The sequence below is a fragment of the Candidatus Trichorickettsia mobilis genome (assembly GCF_034366785.1).
In the GTDB taxonomy this organism is placed as follows: domain Bacteria; phylum Pseudomonadota; class Alphaproteobacteria; order Rickettsiales; family Rickettsiaceae; genus Trichorickettsia; species Trichorickettsia mobilis_A.
The window spans coordinates 731,746-747,707 of record NZ_CP112932.1 but is presented as its reverse complement, the minus strand read 5'-3'; the positions used below and the strand labels follow the sequence as shown (position 1 = coordinate 747,707).

At 33.8% G+C, this 15,962-nt stretch carries 13 protein-coding genes; 3 read left to right on the top strand and 10 right to left on the bottom strand.

Annotated features, from left to right (window positions below):
• Nucleotides 1-36: 36 nt before the first annotated feature.
• Genes Trichorick_RS03445 through Trichorick_RS03430 form a run of 4 tightly spaced genes read right to left on the bottom strand, consistent with a single transcriptional unit; the run spans nt 37 to nt 3,365 of the window.
• Nucleotides 37-897 (bottom strand): CPBP family intramembrane glutamic endopeptidase, encoded by an 861-nt coding sequence (locus Trichorick_RS03445; RefSeq protein WP_323737646.1) that lies wholly within the window; start codon nt 895-897, stop codon nt 37-39.
• A 5-nt stretch (nt 898-902) separates the two neighbouring features.
• Complete coding sequence (locus Trichorick_RS03440; RefSeq protein WP_323737645.1) at nt 903-1,160, bottom strand: DUF1653 domain-containing protein; 258 nt, start codon at nt 1,158-1,160, stop codon at nt 903-905.
• Nucleotides 1,161-1,178: 18 nt separating this feature from the next.
• Entirely contained in the window at nt 1,179-2,366 is a 1,188-nt protein-coding gene (locus tag Trichorick_RS03435; RefSeq protein ID WP_323737644.1) for an aspartate kinase, read from the bottom strand.
• A 21-nt stretch (nt 2,367-2,387) separates the two neighbouring features.
• Entirely contained in the window at nt 2,388-3,365 is a 978-nt protein-coding gene (locus tag Trichorick_RS03430) for an FKBP-type peptidyl-prolyl cis-trans isomerase (RefSeq protein ID WP_323737643.1), read from the bottom strand.
• 534 nt (nt 3,366-3,899) lie between these two features.
• On the opposite strand from Trichorick_RS03430, the gene Trichorick_RS03425 reads away from it, so the two are divergent.
• Nucleotides 3,900-5,153, top strand: a complete 1,254-nt coding sequence (locus Trichorick_RS03425) for a hypothetical protein (protein ID WP_323737642.1) — start codon at nt 3,900-3,902, stop codon at nt 5,151-5,153.
• Between the two features lie 144 nt (nt 5,154-5,297).
• A complete protein-coding gene (locus Trichorick_RS03420; RefSeq protein ID WP_323737641.1) occupies nt 5,298-7,766 on the top strand; it encodes an autotransporter domain-containing protein in 2,469 nt (822 codons plus the stop codon).
• A gap of 61 nt (nt 7,767-7,827) precedes the next feature.
• Here Trichorick_RS03420 and Trichorick_RS03415 read toward each other — a convergent pair whose 3' ends face one another.
• From Trichorick_RS03415 to Trichorick_RS03400, 4 genes are all read right to left on the bottom strand, one after another.
• Nucleotides 7,828-9,087, bottom strand: coding sequence for an MFS transporter (locus tag Trichorick_RS03415; protein WP_323737640.1), 1,260 nt, complete (start codon nt 9,085-9,087; stop codon nt 7,828-7,830).
• A 14-nt stretch (nt 9,088-9,101) separates the two neighbouring features.
• On the bottom strand, nt 9,102-9,989 hold the full coding sequence (thyX, locus tag Trichorick_RS03410; protein WP_323738861.1) for an FAD-dependent thymidylate synthase: 888 nt from the start codon (nt 9,987-9,989) through the stop codon (nt 9,102-9,104).
• A gap of 171 nt (nt 9,990-10,160) precedes the next feature.
• Nucleotides 10,161-10,943 carry a glycosyltransferase family 2 protein gene (locus Trichorick_RS03405; protein ID WP_323737639.1) on the bottom strand — a complete coding sequence of 261 codons (783 nt, stop codon included), beginning with the start codon at nt 10,941-10,943 and terminating at the stop codon, nt 10,161-10,163.
• A 217-nt stretch (nt 10,944-11,160) separates the two neighbouring features.
• On the bottom strand, nt 11,161-12,324 hold the full coding sequence (locus Trichorick_RS03400; RefSeq protein ID WP_410250263.1) for a glycosyltransferase family 4 protein: 1,164 nt from the start codon (nt 12,322-12,324) through the stop codon (nt 11,161-11,163).
• Between the two features lie 25 nt (nt 12,325-12,349).
• Between Trichorick_RS03400 and Trichorick_RS03395 the strand changes: the two genes are divergently transcribed.
• Nucleotides 12,350-13,114, top strand: a complete 765-nt coding sequence (locus tag Trichorick_RS03395; RefSeq protein ID WP_323738842.1) for an alpha/beta hydrolase — start codon at nt 12,350-12,352, stop codon at nt 13,112-13,114.
• 7 nt (nt 13,115-13,121) lie between these two features.
• Here Trichorick_RS03395 and Trichorick_RS03390 read toward each other — a convergent pair whose 3' ends face one another.
• The gene (locus tag Trichorick_RS03390) at nt 13,122-13,604 is read right to left on the bottom strand and encodes a hypothetical protein (RefSeq protein ID WP_323738841.1); all 483 of its coding nucleotides are present in this window, start codon (nt 13,602-13,604) and stop codon (nt 13,122-13,124) included.
• 10 nt (nt 13,605-13,614) lie between these two features.
• Nucleotides 13,615-15,657 carry a protein kinase domain-containing protein gene (locus Trichorick_RS03385; protein WP_323738840.1) on the bottom strand — a complete coding sequence of 681 codons (2,043 nt, stop codon included), beginning with the start codon at nt 15,655-15,657 and terminating at the stop codon, nt 13,615-13,617.
• Nucleotides 15,658-15,962 lie beyond the last annotated feature (305 nt).

The following is a 15,962-nucleotide window of genomic DNA, read 5'->3' as shown; positions in this document are numbered from 1 at the left end:
TCACTAGACTTCTTAGATGCGCGTGTCAGACAGGCTCTAAGGGCACATAGAGATGGCTGCCGGATAACTAAAAAATATAAAATGACATAAATTCAGCATAAAATGTACTAGCATTGCTGCAAAAATTCTTCCAGTACTATGATAAGTATAACCATAAAATATGCTACAAACTGTAGCAAAAATTGCATATAACACTCCTCCTTTAATATGCGCCACTCCAAAAAATAACGAGGTTATGATAATTGCCACTATTGCTGGTAAGCGATAATTGTTTAATAAAGATATAAAGTGAGTTTGAATTATACCACGAAAAAATACTTCCTCTGCAAAACAGACAAAAAACAAATTATTGATAGCCCAGATAATGAGGTACTTCGAGATCTTTAAATCAATAGTTAAATAATTCCCCAACATTGCTGTAGGAATAATTATTAGCAGACAAATACTTAATAGTTTAAAAGATTGCTTAATTGCAGTTAGATTCAAAAATTTTTCCTGAAGTAATAATGGACTAGATATATATAAAATCAATGCCATTACTACCTTGTCAAAGTTTAGATACATCGAAAATGGACAAGATATTAAAGAAAAACGTATTTTATTTAATATCAAGAAATTATTAAATCCTGGCAATAAATGCTGAGAAAATAATACGCCATAGCTTATCATCATGATGAATAGACACCATTTTATTAACCTTATTTTGTCGTGATGATGAAAATATAACCATGTAATAGTAGAGAAACTCATAATTATCATTAAGCCAGTAAGAGTAACTATATGAGCATAGAACGCTGCAATATGGGCGACTATAATAAAACACAATAATATTTTTATGTTTTTGCCGAATAATGATAAAATCACCGCTATTAATAAACAAGCATATGCAACCACCATTACTATTACCTTTTTATGAGTTCTGCTGCTGTACCTAAAGAATCGGCAATATAGCGAAAGCGTGGAATATTGGATGGTTCCACTAACTCATTAAACATGGCTATTGGTCTAACCCACAAACCGTAATTACCATATAATGCCTGATATACTACTAGCACCTCTAAATTCTCAGAATGCCTTGAAACACCAATTACTTGATACAGGTTTCCTTTGTAATGTTGATAAAGACCGGGTTTAATTTGGGGATTATCTTTGTTTATCATAGTGACTGCTCTCTATATTTATTCGTCAATAAATCGGTGACAAATACGAATTACTTTTTCGGTATGAGTATCTTCTATCAACACCAGCATTTTAATTTCCGAGATTTGTACCGCAAATATTGCTATTGATTCTTTGTTAATTGCTTCCAACATTGCTTGGATAAATAAATTGTTATTTTTAATACCAAATCCTACTATTGATACAGTTGCGATATTTACATCGATAGCAAAATCAATGTTCAGCTTGTATAATAGTAACTCTAATTTATTTTTATCACTTAATTGTACAATAAAACTATAATTTTCACCGACAGTCATATTTATCATTAGTTCAATATGAATATTATTTTGCGCTAGCTCTGAACAAATTATGCCAAAATCAACTTTAGGGCTGTATATAGTGAGTTTTAATAAATTCTTATTTGAGGTAATACCGGTGATAGCTTTATGTTCCATTATTTTATCTCTTGTCGTAACTAAGGTGCCGCTAACGTTATTAGCAAATGAGGATACTACTCTAATAGGTATATTATACCTCATTGCGGTTTCGACACAGCGAGGATGCAGTACTTTTGCTCCGGATGAGGATAATTCCAGCATATCTTCAAAAGATATTTCTTTAAGCTTCTTAGCAGTAGATACAATCCGTGGGTCTGCAGTAAATACTCCTTCAACATCTGTATAAATATCACAACGGTTGGCTTGCATACTTGCAGCAATTAAGCTAGCAGTTGTATCTGATCCTCCTCTGCCTAAAGTAGTACATTTATGCTCGGAGGTAATTCCTTGAAATCCTGCAACCACTGGAACGATTCCTTGTCTTAAGCACTGTTTTAATATATTATTATCAATTAATTCAACTGCAGCATGACCATAATTGTCGTTAGTCAAAATAGGTAATTGCCAGGCCAACACTGATCTCGACTTAACACCTGCAGTCTGTAAACATAATGCTAGTAATGCCGTCGTGACCATTTCGCCACTACATAAAGCAGTGTCATATTCAGCCCAATTAGCTGATGTGTCCAGAGCCGATACTTCACTACATAATGTAATTAATTGGTTCGTGACTCCTGCCATTGCCGATACCACCACAATGAGTTGATTACCTTCAGTTAAAGCAGTCTGAATTAGCTGTGCTACTTTTTTAATTCTGTTAGTATCAGCAACTGATGTTCCTCCAAATTTTTGAACTATTAACTCCATAAAATTTTGTTCTAGAGTCTACTATTCTGTTTCAAAATCGCTTAGTTCCAACATAAAATATTCATCAGTCGGCAATTGTTCTTTAGGAAAGAGTACACTAACTCCAGCACCTAGAGCTTTATAGTTTCTGCCTTTAGCAATTACTGTCCTAGTTCCTATAGGAATTTTACCATATAGAGCATGAGAAAAAATCATTGGATAATTAATATCGCCAATTCTCATTTGAATTTTCTGTGATTTTGCGACGGTATCATATATCACCTTACCATTTGCCAATTTAGTAATTTTAGCATTAAATATTGCTCTATCACCGCAAATTAATGGTACTCGATAAGCAATTTCATCATCAAAAATTTTAACCTCACCAATTTTGGCAAAGTTATGTGGAAGAATCTCTTTTAGAGCTACATTAATTTTATAAGTAGCATCTTGATCTATACCAAGATTCTTGTATCGATCAGCCTGATAAGCGTATTTTGCTGGTATAATTGCATGCCGAGTTTGGCCAACCATCATGCCAACTATGACATTATCAAGACCAGCTATAACTGGTTGTGATCCCAAGGTAAAGGTTTTGGTTTGTTGATCTACCATGTTATTGCTTAGATCTAGAATCTGATAACTTACAGTAACAACATGTCCACAAGAAGCTGGGCCTATTGTGCCTTCGCCGAAATCATTGATCTTAAACATTGATTTAATTAAATCAGCATTATTAACTTTAAATCCCTCGATTCCTGCTATTGGTTTGTTAACTGGTTGTAAAATATTCTCAAAAAACAACTTACCTTCTTCAGTTTTTAAAACATTAATTAGCACATTAGACACCGTCTTTTCAAGAAAATTTCCTGTAAGATTTTGGTTCTCTGTTGTTGATGCTGTGGTACTCTGTTGTTGAGCTTTTTCAGTATCTTGACTACCTGACTTATTATCAGTTTTCATTTGAAAAATCATATATAAGACAGCGGCTGTAATTACTAAACTTAAAAACTTTTGCATGACTTAAGCCTCTTTGATTTGCAGATGATATTTTGTAACCAGTATATAAAAATATGTACAAAAATATAGATAAAATATCAGGAGTCTGAATAGATCATTGGTTTTTTTAGGGAGTGTTCGCAGAAACCTACACGAAAAGAGTCATCAAGCTTTGAACGCTCTCTAATGACTACGCAATTCGTGGGGATATACCAGATTGCGAGACTACATTGTAGTCGTTGCAATCTTTTAGAGCAATCCAATTATTAAGTTGTTTCCTGGAGTTGCTTCGGCTATGCACCTCGCAATGACGGCTGAGTGTTAATTTCTCTTAACTTGATGCGTAGTTTTCTGCGAACACTCTCGCTTTTTGAGATTGTTAGAGTTTTTGCTTTCTTTGAGTCTTTATGCACCTAAAATCATTGCATCTCATTAATTATTTTGTAAACATTATTAATCACAATAAAATAATCTCTTGTAATTTAATGTTTAATATGTTATTGAATATAATAATTAATCGTAAATATTTCTCAATTATTTTATCTAAGGTGTTGTATGAGATCGGGCAATAAATTTAAATCTTTAAAATATTTATTAATAGCTACTTCTAGTTTAATAGGTTTAAATAGTAATATTACCACATATGGTGCCGATAGATTAACGGCTCCCAATAACAATCGCGAAGACAATAGATTCCAACAAATAAGTTATACTGCTATGGCTAATGATTGGGAAAATAATGCTCCGCAACATGGTGATAACATGATTTTACTGGCAAATGGTAGCATAGGATTTAATACTGATGTTAATATAGGAACTATTAATCTTTATGGTAATATGGGAGATACGATTTACGTTGCTCCTGGCAGAGATATCCGAATCGGTAATATAGTAAATGATATAAATCAGAATGCGATAAATGCTGTAACTGTTGCGAATCAAAACGTTCTTCTAAATCCTGGAATGGATTTAAATCCTACAATAGATCTTGTTTTACAATCTCAAGGTATAGTATTAAATGCGCTTGCGCAAGGTAATGCTGGTGGTGGGTTAGTAAACTCTAAACTAACCATTACTGGTAATGATATTAGCGCTGTAAGGTCAATAGATGTTAGAGGTTCTGTTTTGAAATTTGAGTCAGCTACAGCAATAGATGCCAAAGTTTTTGGTGGTAGAGCTGGTAGAATCATTGCTGATCATAATCTTACATTCAATAATGTAATTGGTAAAAATAATCAGGATCAGATATCCGGCATTGGACTAATGCAGATAAGAGATAACAAAACTGTTACACTGAAAAATGACCTATATGGTGGCGGTGTAGCAGATGTAATTTTTGATTCTGCACAAGCAAGAATAGTTATAGATCCATCAAATCGTAATATTCAAATATCTTCTACGTTTAATACTACTGTTGGAGAAAAAGACGACGATCTAGGTATTATCGAAATTAAAGGGCATCAAAATTATTCTGTAAATTTTACACAAGATGTAGGTGGCGAGGATAATAGAATATCTAAAATTACTATAGCTCCCGGTAAAGAAACACAATTTCAGAACCTAGTATTTGCTAAAAAAATAGAAATAGATCAAAATTTGGTTCTTTTTGATGAAGACGTTGATATGATTAAGCGTCAAGAACCAGTATTAATATTACAACAACGTGCTCAGCAACAAGTAATTGTCATGCAAACTCAAGCTATTATGGCTCAACGACAAGCTGCAATTAATCAACGACGTCAAATTGTAGAAAATCAAATTAGACAACGTGATGGTGTATTAGCAAATGTTGATTTAAATCAACTCTAAGAAGCTGAAATAGAACAAGATGCACAAGTTATAAATTTAAGACAAGCAGCTACTATTGCTAGAAATAATTGGTTAAATGCAAAACAACAATTTGATGCAATAATAGTTCCACGAAGAGAAAATTGGGTAGTGCAGGATCGTGGCATGTTAGAATTTATTGGTGATGGAGCTATAAAAATAGCTGAAGATAAGAATATTTTTGGCGATATTAGAACAAGAGTTGGAAATACTGGTACCGTTATATACGAAGGTGATAGGCAGTTACAAGAGCAAATTGGCGCTGGAAATGCTAAGTTAAAATCTATTCAATTTTCTACTGCCGGCGCTAATATTCAATTATCAACTAATAATATTCATGCTATGAACTTGAGTTTATTAGATGCCGGACAAACTTTGACAGTTGATGATAATATAAACTTCGCTGGTAAGATAAGAGGTCGTGGTACAGTAGATTTTGCTGGTAGAAGTACAGTAGCACAAATTGGAGAAATAAACGCAAGAGTTGCACGAGTACGTGCGGGTGTTGGCAATGTTGACTTTAATCAACCAATTTATGCCGACATAGTTGAAATTAATGGTAATTCACCAGTACGAATTATTGATCGTACTTTATCAACTAATCATATTTTATTGAATCATCAACACGCACGAATTACCATTGTTAATGGCTTTGCTGCTCCTGTAGCTATTCTGGCAGCTGCACCTGGTCATGGGCACGTAATTTTTGCGGCTAATGGTAATGTTGGTGCTATTGGTCAAAATGGTACTCCTGTAGGTACAACAGAATTCCGAAATAATGCACAACATAATTTAAGTGGCGATATTTATACTAACAATATTATCTTTGATAATGGTGTTTTTACTCCACAAAATCAAAATATTCAAATTGTGGTACCTCAAGGAGGTATAAACAATATTCCAGCAGGATGGCAATATGTACAAGGTGCTTTGATTGCAAATGCTAGAGCGCAACAATTAGTACAACCACCAGTAAATCAACATCAACAGCCGATACAACTAGTCAATCGAAACCGACAACCAGAGCCAGAAGCAGAAATAGTTGATAATCAACGTCAAGAATTAAGACAAAACGAGCAGAATGAACTACAGCAGCTAGAGCTAGAAGTCAACAACGATCGACCAGTGCTACAGCAACAACCGCTAGAAGTAGTCGATAATCAGCATCAGGAGGTAGTTATTAATGAACAGAATCGACAAGAAAACAGAATAATAGACATAGAACAGCCAGTGCCACAAGTACACTACACTCAAATAGATGCTGAGGTACAGCAGCAGCGTGTAGTGCAAATTAAAGAATCATTGATTCAAGCAACAAGTACTATAATAGACACAAATTCTAACACAGTAGAGCAGCAAGATAGGACTACCAAAAACTTAGTATCGCAGCTTACAACACCAGTAATCCAAAATCATAAAAATGTTGAAGATCCAATCAAGCAATTAAATAATATGGGAGTTACGTTTGATAAAGCAGAGGTAGAGATCGCAAAGCTAGATGCAGCAGTAACTCCTAAAACTCGAGAACAACAAGCTCTATTATATGTAGTTGGTATGACAATACTTTCACCAGAAGAGCGTACTACTACCATCAATAGAATGGAGCAAGCAGTACAGGCGCATATTAAGGTTGCTGAACAAGTTACAGAAACTATTCATCATACTATCGATAATAGAATGAATGAGTTAAGTAATCAACCTGAAATCATGGTTTCCAGTGGTCTTGGTGTTGCAGCTGGTGATGAAACTAAACGTAAATTACAAGGTGTATGGGCTAGAGGCATATATGGCGTAAGCAAACAGCAAGCAGATAAAGGATCTGCTGGTTATAACGGTAATAGTGCTGGTGGTACTATCGGTGGTGATTTTGAATTAAACGAAAAAAATATAGTTGGTATTGCTTATAGTAATATTCGTTCTGGATTCAAGTATAAGCAAAGTCGAGCTGGTGATAAAACCACTGGTAATAGCCATATTTTATCGCTATATGGGGCACATCAGTTAAATGATAGTTTGTCACTAAAAACTATGTTAGCAGCAGGTATGAGTAAAATTACTACCAAGCGATTGATTATGGATAAAATAGCTACTGGCAAAGTTAAAAATAAAAGCTATAGTGCTGAAGCATCTCTGAATTATAAGATCATGGCGAATGAAAATTTGTATTTTATGCCTAATGTTGGTCTTAGATATGCGCATTACAGAGATGGAGCTTACTCTGAGCGTGGTGTTGGAGTATATAATGTCTCAGTCGCTGCAAAATCAAATAATACCTTAACCGCTATAACTGGTATTAACATGATAATGCCACAAAAGCTATCGGAAGCTTTAATAGTTGTGCCATCGGTACATGTTGCGATAGAAAGTTACTTACTCAATAAAAAACAGAAGGTAAAAGCAAAGTTAGCGTGGATGGATAGTTATTTTGAAAATAATGCAAGCCTTGGAGCTAAGTCAGCAAAGTTTAGTTATAATGTTGGTGGTGGAATAGTTGCTAAATATAATAATATAGAGGTTTCAGCAAATTATAATTGTAACCTTCGTAAAAAATATCAAAATCATCAAGGTACGGTTAAGCTAAAAATATTGTTCTAAACAGATATATCTTATTTTTACCAAGCTCTATTTTAGGCTCTATAAATAAACCCATTAAATTTTATTTACAGAGCCTAGGACGCTCAACTCTATTAAGACAATAAAAAATAGGTGCAGTCAATCCAGCTGCCAAAGAAAAAAGTACATACCACCCTAAATAATCAGCACACCAGCCAGCTAGCAAAGAAATTAGCACTCGGAATAGTGATCCAAATGAATAAAGCACGGTAAAGCTAGTAGCCGTGAAAGATGAACGGCAAAATTTAGCCAGATATGCCAGATATGCTACTGATCCTAAACCGGAGACAAAGCTTTCCAAGCCTAGAGTCAAAATTAAGCATGAAGAATTATAACCCATATATGTCTGAACAATAAACATAGATGCCGAGATTATTTGTAGCCCACCGTAAAGCTTAAGAGTTATATATGCATTCCAACGATTAACCAGTAATCCGCCAGCTAAGCTGCCACAAATCATCATCGTGGTACCAAAGAATTTTGAGATATTAGCATATTCTATTTTACTAAAACCTAATGCATATATGAAGGGCGCTGACATCGCATTAAGAGAAGTATCAGCAACTTTATAGAAAAAAATAAAAGCAATGATCGGAAAAAAATATGATTGAGATACGACATTGTAAAAAGAATTATAGAAAAGTTGTAAAAAAGGCCTATCAGTATTGATTTTTGGTTGTTGATTTTGAGTTTTGACCTTCGACAAACGTTGTAATAACCAAAAAACTAAACTTCCGCAAACAACTATAACTCCCATAGAGCCATAAGCTATCGGCCATGAAAAATATTCCGCTATATAGAGCGCTCCGGCTCCAGAAGTTAGCATACCGGCACGGAAGCCTATAGATTCCGACGCTGCCACTATACCTGAAAGATGAGCTGGAGTTAACTCGATGCGCAAAGCATCAATTACGATATCCTGGGTAGCAGCAAAGAATGATACTAATGAAGCAAAAAGAACGGTCACCCATAAGTTATTTTGTGGGTCACTAAATCCTAATCCGATAATACTGACAGCCAATAATATATTAGATAAAATGCCCCACGAATACTTAATATCCAAAAATTTATCTAAAATAGGTAGATTAAAACTATCAATAACTGGTGCCCATAAGGGTTTAAGGCTATATGGAGTTGTCGTAAGCATAAATATACCAATAATGGTATTGGCTATCTTTAATTCTGTTAACCAGAACGCTAAAGTAGACAATACTAAAAGAAATGGTACACCGCTGATAAACCCTAAAAATAAAAAAAGAAAAACTTCTGTTTTATATTCTATAACCTTTAATATACGTCTCATTCAAAAAATGATTTTTAGCTTATAATCTGCAGTAATTCTTCCCATTCTCGTTTACTCATCCCGCTAGATTCTTGATTTACTTTCTCGCCCTTAATCAATTTTTTGATGACATTAATTCCTTTTCTTGATAATTTTGCTCCATATAACCTATACTCTTCAAATGCTTCATAGACAAAAGGTACCCATAATTTGACAATATTCAACATCGCTGCAGCATATACTCTGATTTCATATTGTGCGTGAGCATCAGCTCTTAAAGCCAAAAAATGTAATAAATTATGTAAATTAACTTTCCAGTACCATTCTGTATAATAATTTATAGTTAAATTCATCCTTGCCAGTTCTCTAGCTAAACCAACGCTAGTTTCATCAATAATATTACCTTGCTCATCTTCATTTAGCATTTCTATATAATGCTGATAACAATTCAATGCATCATTCTTTAAAGTATCAAGAATTTTATTAGCTTTAGCTTGCGGCATTTTATCGATACTTCTTCCTTGTTTATTGCTAATCGATTGAACTGCAAGATGATCAGGATCTGGCAAATAAAACTCTCTGGATAAGATAGAATATCTAGCAGAATATTCATTAACGCTAGCAGTACGATGACGTATCCATTGTCTTGCAACAAAAATTGGTAATTTTATGTGAAATTTTATTTCACACATTTCAAATGGAGTAGTATGAAGATGACGCATTAAATAGTTAATTAAGCCCTTATCCTGATTAACCTGCTTAGTACCCTTGCCGTATGATACACGTGCTGCTTGTACCACCGCGCTATCATCGCCCATATAGTCAATGACTCTAATAAAACCGTGATCTAACACCGGTATGGGGTGGTATAACAAATCCTCTAAAGCAGCTACAGTTGCTCTCTTGGTATACTGTGATTCCATAAAAATTACTGATTCTTCTTTATCCTGTTGCATCTTATTACCAAATGTTGATTATATTGAAAGTATATATACCATGCTCTTGAGAGTGTTCTTTGTTAAGTAAGTAGACAAAGGAAGTCAAAAATAACAACGCCGTCATCCTGAATTTATTCAGAATCCCATAAGATATTTTTATTTCCTGTTAAGCTCCCTGGCCTTAGCTAATCTAATAAAGCGTGCGAAAGCAAAAATTACCGAATCTACAAATCCATCAAAACCAAATACAAAATATCTTCTGATAAAAAATGCTTTTAAAAACCAGAAGCACATTTCAAAAACAATTCTGATTATTGCAGGATTTCTACCGATTAACAGCATATCTTTTGCCTGTTCTGTAGAATAAAAATTGGCTTTATCAACGAGCTGAGTAATTGATGTACCTGATCTATGAAAAGCTATAGCATTTAGATCATATACCATATTGCTAGAACTAACGCCATCATTGAACAACACTGCATCATGGGTAGTAGACTTAAGTGTATTAGCAAAACTACAAAACGCACGATTATATATTCTAATAAATTTATTGGCTGGAGCAAACAATCTGGGCTTCAGATCATTACGATGAAGGATTACAAAATTAATCTGATATGCATAGTAACGCTCTTGTATATTTGAGCTAAAAATAAACGCGATTTCATCTTGCAATTCCACTGATAGCTCTTCATCTGCGTCAATATTCAAGATCCACTGATGCTTACACAAACCTTCGCCAAAAGCCTTTTGTTTGACATAACCAGGCCATTCATTGAACACTACCTTGGCACCTAATGATTCAGCAATTCTTACAGTATCATCAGTACTGCCACTATCAATAACTATAATTTCATCTACTATCTTCTTAATACTATTTATTGCATTAGTAATTCTAGACGCTTCATTCTTTACGATAATAAATCCAGAAATTTTTGCCACACACGCTCCGTGATATTTAGCTGAAACAACCATTTATTCTTAGAGCCTGTCAGATCAGTGATATAAGAGGTAATTTTGCTCACTCAAAACGCAGGCGAAGTTCCGAAACAAACCAAAAGACTGCTTACGGGTACTCGACTTCGTTTTTCCTAAAACTTCCTCTCTTATATCTACTGATCTGACAGGCTCTAAATGACGACACCGCAATCCGCAAGAATCACCAAGTATATACTTCGTCATATATACTCAAGGTCTTATTCAACATTGACTTAAGAGAAAAATTATCTAACACTGATTGTCTAGCGTAAGCCGTTAGCTCTTTAGCTTGATTACTGCCTAATATGGCTAAACAATGTTGAATCTTGTCTGCTAAATCATCAATATTGTTGGGTTTGACGTGATAACCACTAACGCCATCAATAATAGTTTCAGCTGCACCGCCGATATTGGTAGCTATTACTAACTTTTCCATGGACTGGCCTTCAATAATTGTTCGCCCAAAAGCTTCTGGTTCGATTGATGTTGATAGTACCAGATCTGCTATCCCGTATAACCCCAGCATATCCAACTCATTACCAAATATCTGAATTTTAGTCTGTAATTTGAGTTCGGTAATTCGATCCATCACTTTTTTGGCAAATGCTGGATGCTTCGATAAATCACCTACCATTAAACAATAAAAATCCAGATGTTTAATTTTATTTAATGCTTCAATTAGATTTATATGGCCTTTCCACTCGGTCATCCTTGCTGGTAATAAGATTACCGGTATTGATTTGGGGACACGATATTTATTTTTAAATTTTAACAATAATTCATCACTAATGTTAGCTTGCGTAAAATAATTTGGATCAACACCACGATATATTATCCTGATCTTATCTTCATCAATATCGTAATTTTGTAAAATATGCTGTTTAACAAAGTTAGACACGGCAATAACTACCTCACCCTTAGTCATGATACTATTATAGTATTTTTTAAACATTCCTGAAATATTATAAATTCCATGAAAAGTAGTTATGAACTTAGCATTAGTGGAACGTGTTGCCATATAGCAGCTCCATGCTGGAGCTCGTGATCTTGCATGCACCAGATCAACATTATAGTCTTTAATTATCTGTTCCAAATTTTTGGCATTAGCTTTAATTCTTAATGGATTTTTGCTGTCTACGTCTAACTTGATGTGAGGAATATCAAGTTCTTTTAATTGTTCTAGTAATGGTCCACCTGCCGATACTACTAGTGAACCATAATTCAATTCTTTTAATTTTCTTGCTAATTCTATCGTACCACGCTCAACTCCACCTGATACTAATGATGGTAGTACTTGTAAGATAGTTTTTTTATGATATTCTGGATGATTATTATTAACCGGCACAGACATTGTTATTCAACGTGAAATTATGAGAAAAATATATAACGATACTGATGATTCTCAATTTATTGTCTATAATCAGATTAAAAGCAATCAAAAAAACACTATTACTATAATTTTTCTGCATGGCCTAATGAGTGATATGCATGGCACTAAAGCATTATACCTTGAAAACTACTGCATAAAAGCTGGATATAATTTTATCAGATTTGATAATTTCGGTCATGGTAACTCCTCCGGAAATTTTACTGAACAAACTATCAGCTCCTGGATGAGTGGCCTTGAAATGATTTTAAATAAATTAGTGACAGGCTCAATAGTTTTAATAGGTTCAAGCATGGGTGGCTGGCTTAGCTTGCTGCAAGCAATCAAAAATACTCATAACTTACTTGGTATCATTTGCATAAGCGCTGCTCCAGATTTTACCGAAGAATTAATTTGGAAAAAATTACCTTTAGTACAGCAAACAAAAATGCAAAAAGATGGAGTATTAGAGGTTAGTGGTAGCTGCTGCGACACAAAGTACCCAATTAGTTACAAACTAGTTCATGAAGCCAGAAGTCATTTACTACTAAATAAAAAAACCATTGCCATTGATTGCCCAACGCATCTAATTCATGGACTAAAAGACTTAGACGTACCTTATCATATTTCAGTAAAACTTATGGAAAAAATTGCAGGCGATACTATCGTACTTAAACTCGTTAAAGATGCTGATCATCGTCTTGCACGCTCAATTGATCTAGAAATCATCGCTAATTCAATAAATGAAATTATCAATCTAAGAGCCTAGACAAAGCTTAATTAGGTGGGGTTTGCTCATCCACTACAATTCCCCATTCTTCACAAAGTTGCTTTTGTTTCTTCTCTAAAATGCTTGCTTGTACTCTAGCTTTCGCAGAATACACTCTTACTATCAATAAAGGCATCGACATATATAAGAGCTGACCTACAAATGCAGCTCCATATATAATCATCCATGTATCTACATCAGCAATTACTAATTTTGCCATAGCATTAATTGATGGGCTTTCCCATAATCTTATTAAATATGGCATTGCTCCTATCAAATTAAACGTACAAATCGTGGCAGAAGCACATTTGTGAGTATGACGATCAAAAAAAAGTGCAATTATCGTCGGTAACATTGCTGCAGAAAAAAATATAAAAGCATATCTTGATATTACTATTAAAAAAAGTGCTATAGCAAAAGTTATGACTTTGATAAAAGATGCTGCAAATTTGAAATTACTTTCATCAGGATTCTGTTGTTGTGGAGCCATAATACTTAAATTATATTATTAAAATAACTGTTACAATAAAACACAGCACATAAGAAACTAACACTGTCAATTTTTGCCCTAAAAATATAGCTCGATCAAAAATTCTATCTTCTATTTTCAAAAACTGAATTTGAGTTTTAAGGCGCTGAACTTCTTTACAAGCATTATAGTAGCCATTATAATCATTAATAAATTCAGTTTGATTATTCAATCTCCCAACTATCTTGGATAAATCACCTGTCATAGAGTCTTCTGTGAGTGTAGCCGCAAGTTTTTGTTTAAATTGAATGTTATGCAAGTGTTCATTAAATAATTCTATCACTTTAACAGTAATAACTTTACATAAATCAGAAACATTAATATCCGGTTCGTGTTGCTGTGCAACACTTAGGATACATAAACCATATATTAGATGATGTTCAGAAAATTTAGGAAAGTTACTAAGAATTTTAATATCAGTTTCCTGCTTAAGAGATATTTTAGCTGCCATAAAAGCAATGATATGCCTATCAATATGAAATTTATCAGGTATTTGAGCCGCAATCGCATTTAAAGTTATTAATAGCTCTGATAAATTCATCACATGCTCATTTACTACTATAGGACTAAAACAAATAGCATAAAAATTCAATGAATAAACTACACGCTCTAAACCAAATATTGGGGATACAAGCGCAAAGAATTTACTGATATTTTTTAACTCAGCATCAAGGTTTGCGTTAACATTCATAGCTGATAATTTATTATCACTTACTTGCCAATAACGCTCTTTTATAATCCTCACTATCTGATCTATTGCTGATCTCCTATTTCTAGCATGTAGATAATGTACGACCACCGGAATAGAAGCGGCTGATATCGCAATTCCCTCTTGCCTAATTCCACCATGTGGATCAATGACTGAAAGTAATTTTGTCAATTTCCAGGTACGTTCATTACCATGAACAAACACTTTGTTGGATTTTTCACTACCTAATAATTCCTGCAATTCCTCTGTTATAGCACTGCTTACATTATGCCGTTGTACCCATTTCAATAATCTATCATCATCTACAAACTGCAAAGCTTCATCCCAGTTATTAAACATCGCATATGCTATAGACTTTAAATTACTATAATTACGACCATTAAAGGAAATAAGATTAGTATTTTCGCTGATTTTTTCAAATAATGAAGCCTTAGGAATATACCCAGAAAGCCACTCAAATATATTCCTGGTTTGCCATCTAGCAGCAGCATTATCATTTAAAACCCATTTAAAAAATACTCTAAAATGCTCTGAGATTTTACGTTTACCTACCAACAATCTAAAGGTTGATTGTTCAAAACGTTCTTCATTAAATGTATAAGCATTTTCATAATCAATCCACGGCTGTTTTCCTGTTAGAGCATAAAACACCGTAACTCCCAATGAATAGATATCAGCTGCCACGCCGTATACTAAACGACCAGCTTCAGTACATTCAACTAGCTCAGGGGCAACATAACAACCAGTTTGATGAAAATGAAGATACGATATAATTGGCTCTCGTAATAAAAATTGTCCATCATCTAACATAATTATATTAGATGGATTAATATTTCCACATGGTATATTCATCCTCTCACATTGACTAATTAGTGTAGTAAAACTACTAATTAAGCGATGCTCAATCTGATCTACTGATAATGGGCCGTTCTGCTCCAGATAGTTAGCCAAACTATTCTTAAAATTATATTGTTCTACTATTGCTACTAAATTATAAGATTTGGTATAAGATATTTTAACTATGGAATATGTAATCAGTTTATTTAAGCTTTCAAACTTGGAGGTCTTAAGTATTTGAAAAATATCTAAATTGGGGATAAAATTCTTTTCGAAAATAATTGCAAAATATTCTTGGTCATTTTCTATGTTAGTTGCTTTGTAATACCGACAAAATTCATTATTTAGCTCATGTACCGGATCACCTATATTAATCTGATATAATCCTTCAACTAAATCTTCTTGCAGACTTTTGGGAATTATAATCTGATTACGAAAATTTATCGCTATTGCTTCTTGATCTTTCATACAACAACCTCAGGGTCAAGAAATATTTGAATTCTAAAAAACATAAATATTACTAAATTTTTAATAAATTATATCTAAATTGCTAGAAATTATTTAAATGAAAGTGATTATTTAATACTCTGCAGTACTTGCCTTCTGCAGAGTAAAACGAAAACTGTTCAGCAAACTAAACTAAAGTGCTATTTAGCGTTCAATAGATTTCTCTCACAAACTCTACCTCTTCGGATAATTTGTATTTTAATCCAACTGTAATCTGAAATACACAAAACATATGTGGATCGAGATTGTGCATCTCTTCCGAACCT

Bases quoted from the DNA above. Each gene is read 5' to 3' on its own strand.
- Trichorick_RS03420 (WP_323737641.1), top strand. From the start codon at position 5,298: ATGTTAGAATTTATTGGTGATGGAGCTATAAAAATAGCTGAAGATAAG.
- Trichorick_RS03445 (WP_323737646.1), bottom strand. From the start codon at position 897: ATGGTGGTTGCATATGCTTGTTTATTAATAGCGGTGATTTTATCATTA.
- Trichorick_RS03430 (WP_323737643.1), bottom strand. From the start codon at position 3,365: ATGCAAAAGTTTTTAAGTTTAGTAATTACAGCCGCTGTCTTATATATG.
- Trichorick_RS03395 (WP_323738842.1), top strand. From the start codon at position 12,350: ATGAGAAAAATATATAACGATACTGATGATTCTCAATTTATTGTCTAT.
- Trichorick_RS03425 (WP_323737642.1), top strand. From the start codon at position 3,900: ATGAGATCGGGCAATAAATTTAAATCTTTAAAATATTTATTAATAGCT.
- Trichorick_RS03390 (WP_323738841.1), bottom strand. From the start codon at position 13,604: ATGGCTCCACAACAACAGAATCCTGATGAAAGTAATTTCAAATTTGCA.
- Trichorick_RS03435 (WP_323737644.1), bottom strand. From the start codon at position 2,366: ATGGAGTTAATAGTTCAAAAATTTGGAGGAACATCAGTTGCTGATACT.
- Trichorick_RS03415 (WP_323737640.1), bottom strand. From the start codon at position 9,087: ATGAGACGTATATTAAAGGTTATAGAATATAAAACAGAAGTTTTTCTT.
- thyX (WP_323738861.1), bottom strand. From the start codon at position 9,989: ATGGAATCACAGTATACCAAGAGAGCAACTGTAGCTGCTTTAGAGGAT.
- Trichorick_RS03385 (WP_323738840.1), bottom strand. From the start codon at position 15,657: ATGAAAGATCAAGAAGCAATAGCGATAAATTTTCGTAATCAGATTATA.
- Trichorick_RS03440 (WP_323737645.1), bottom strand. From the start codon at position 1,160: ATGATAAACAAAGATAATCCCCAAATTAAACCCGGTCTTTATCAACAT.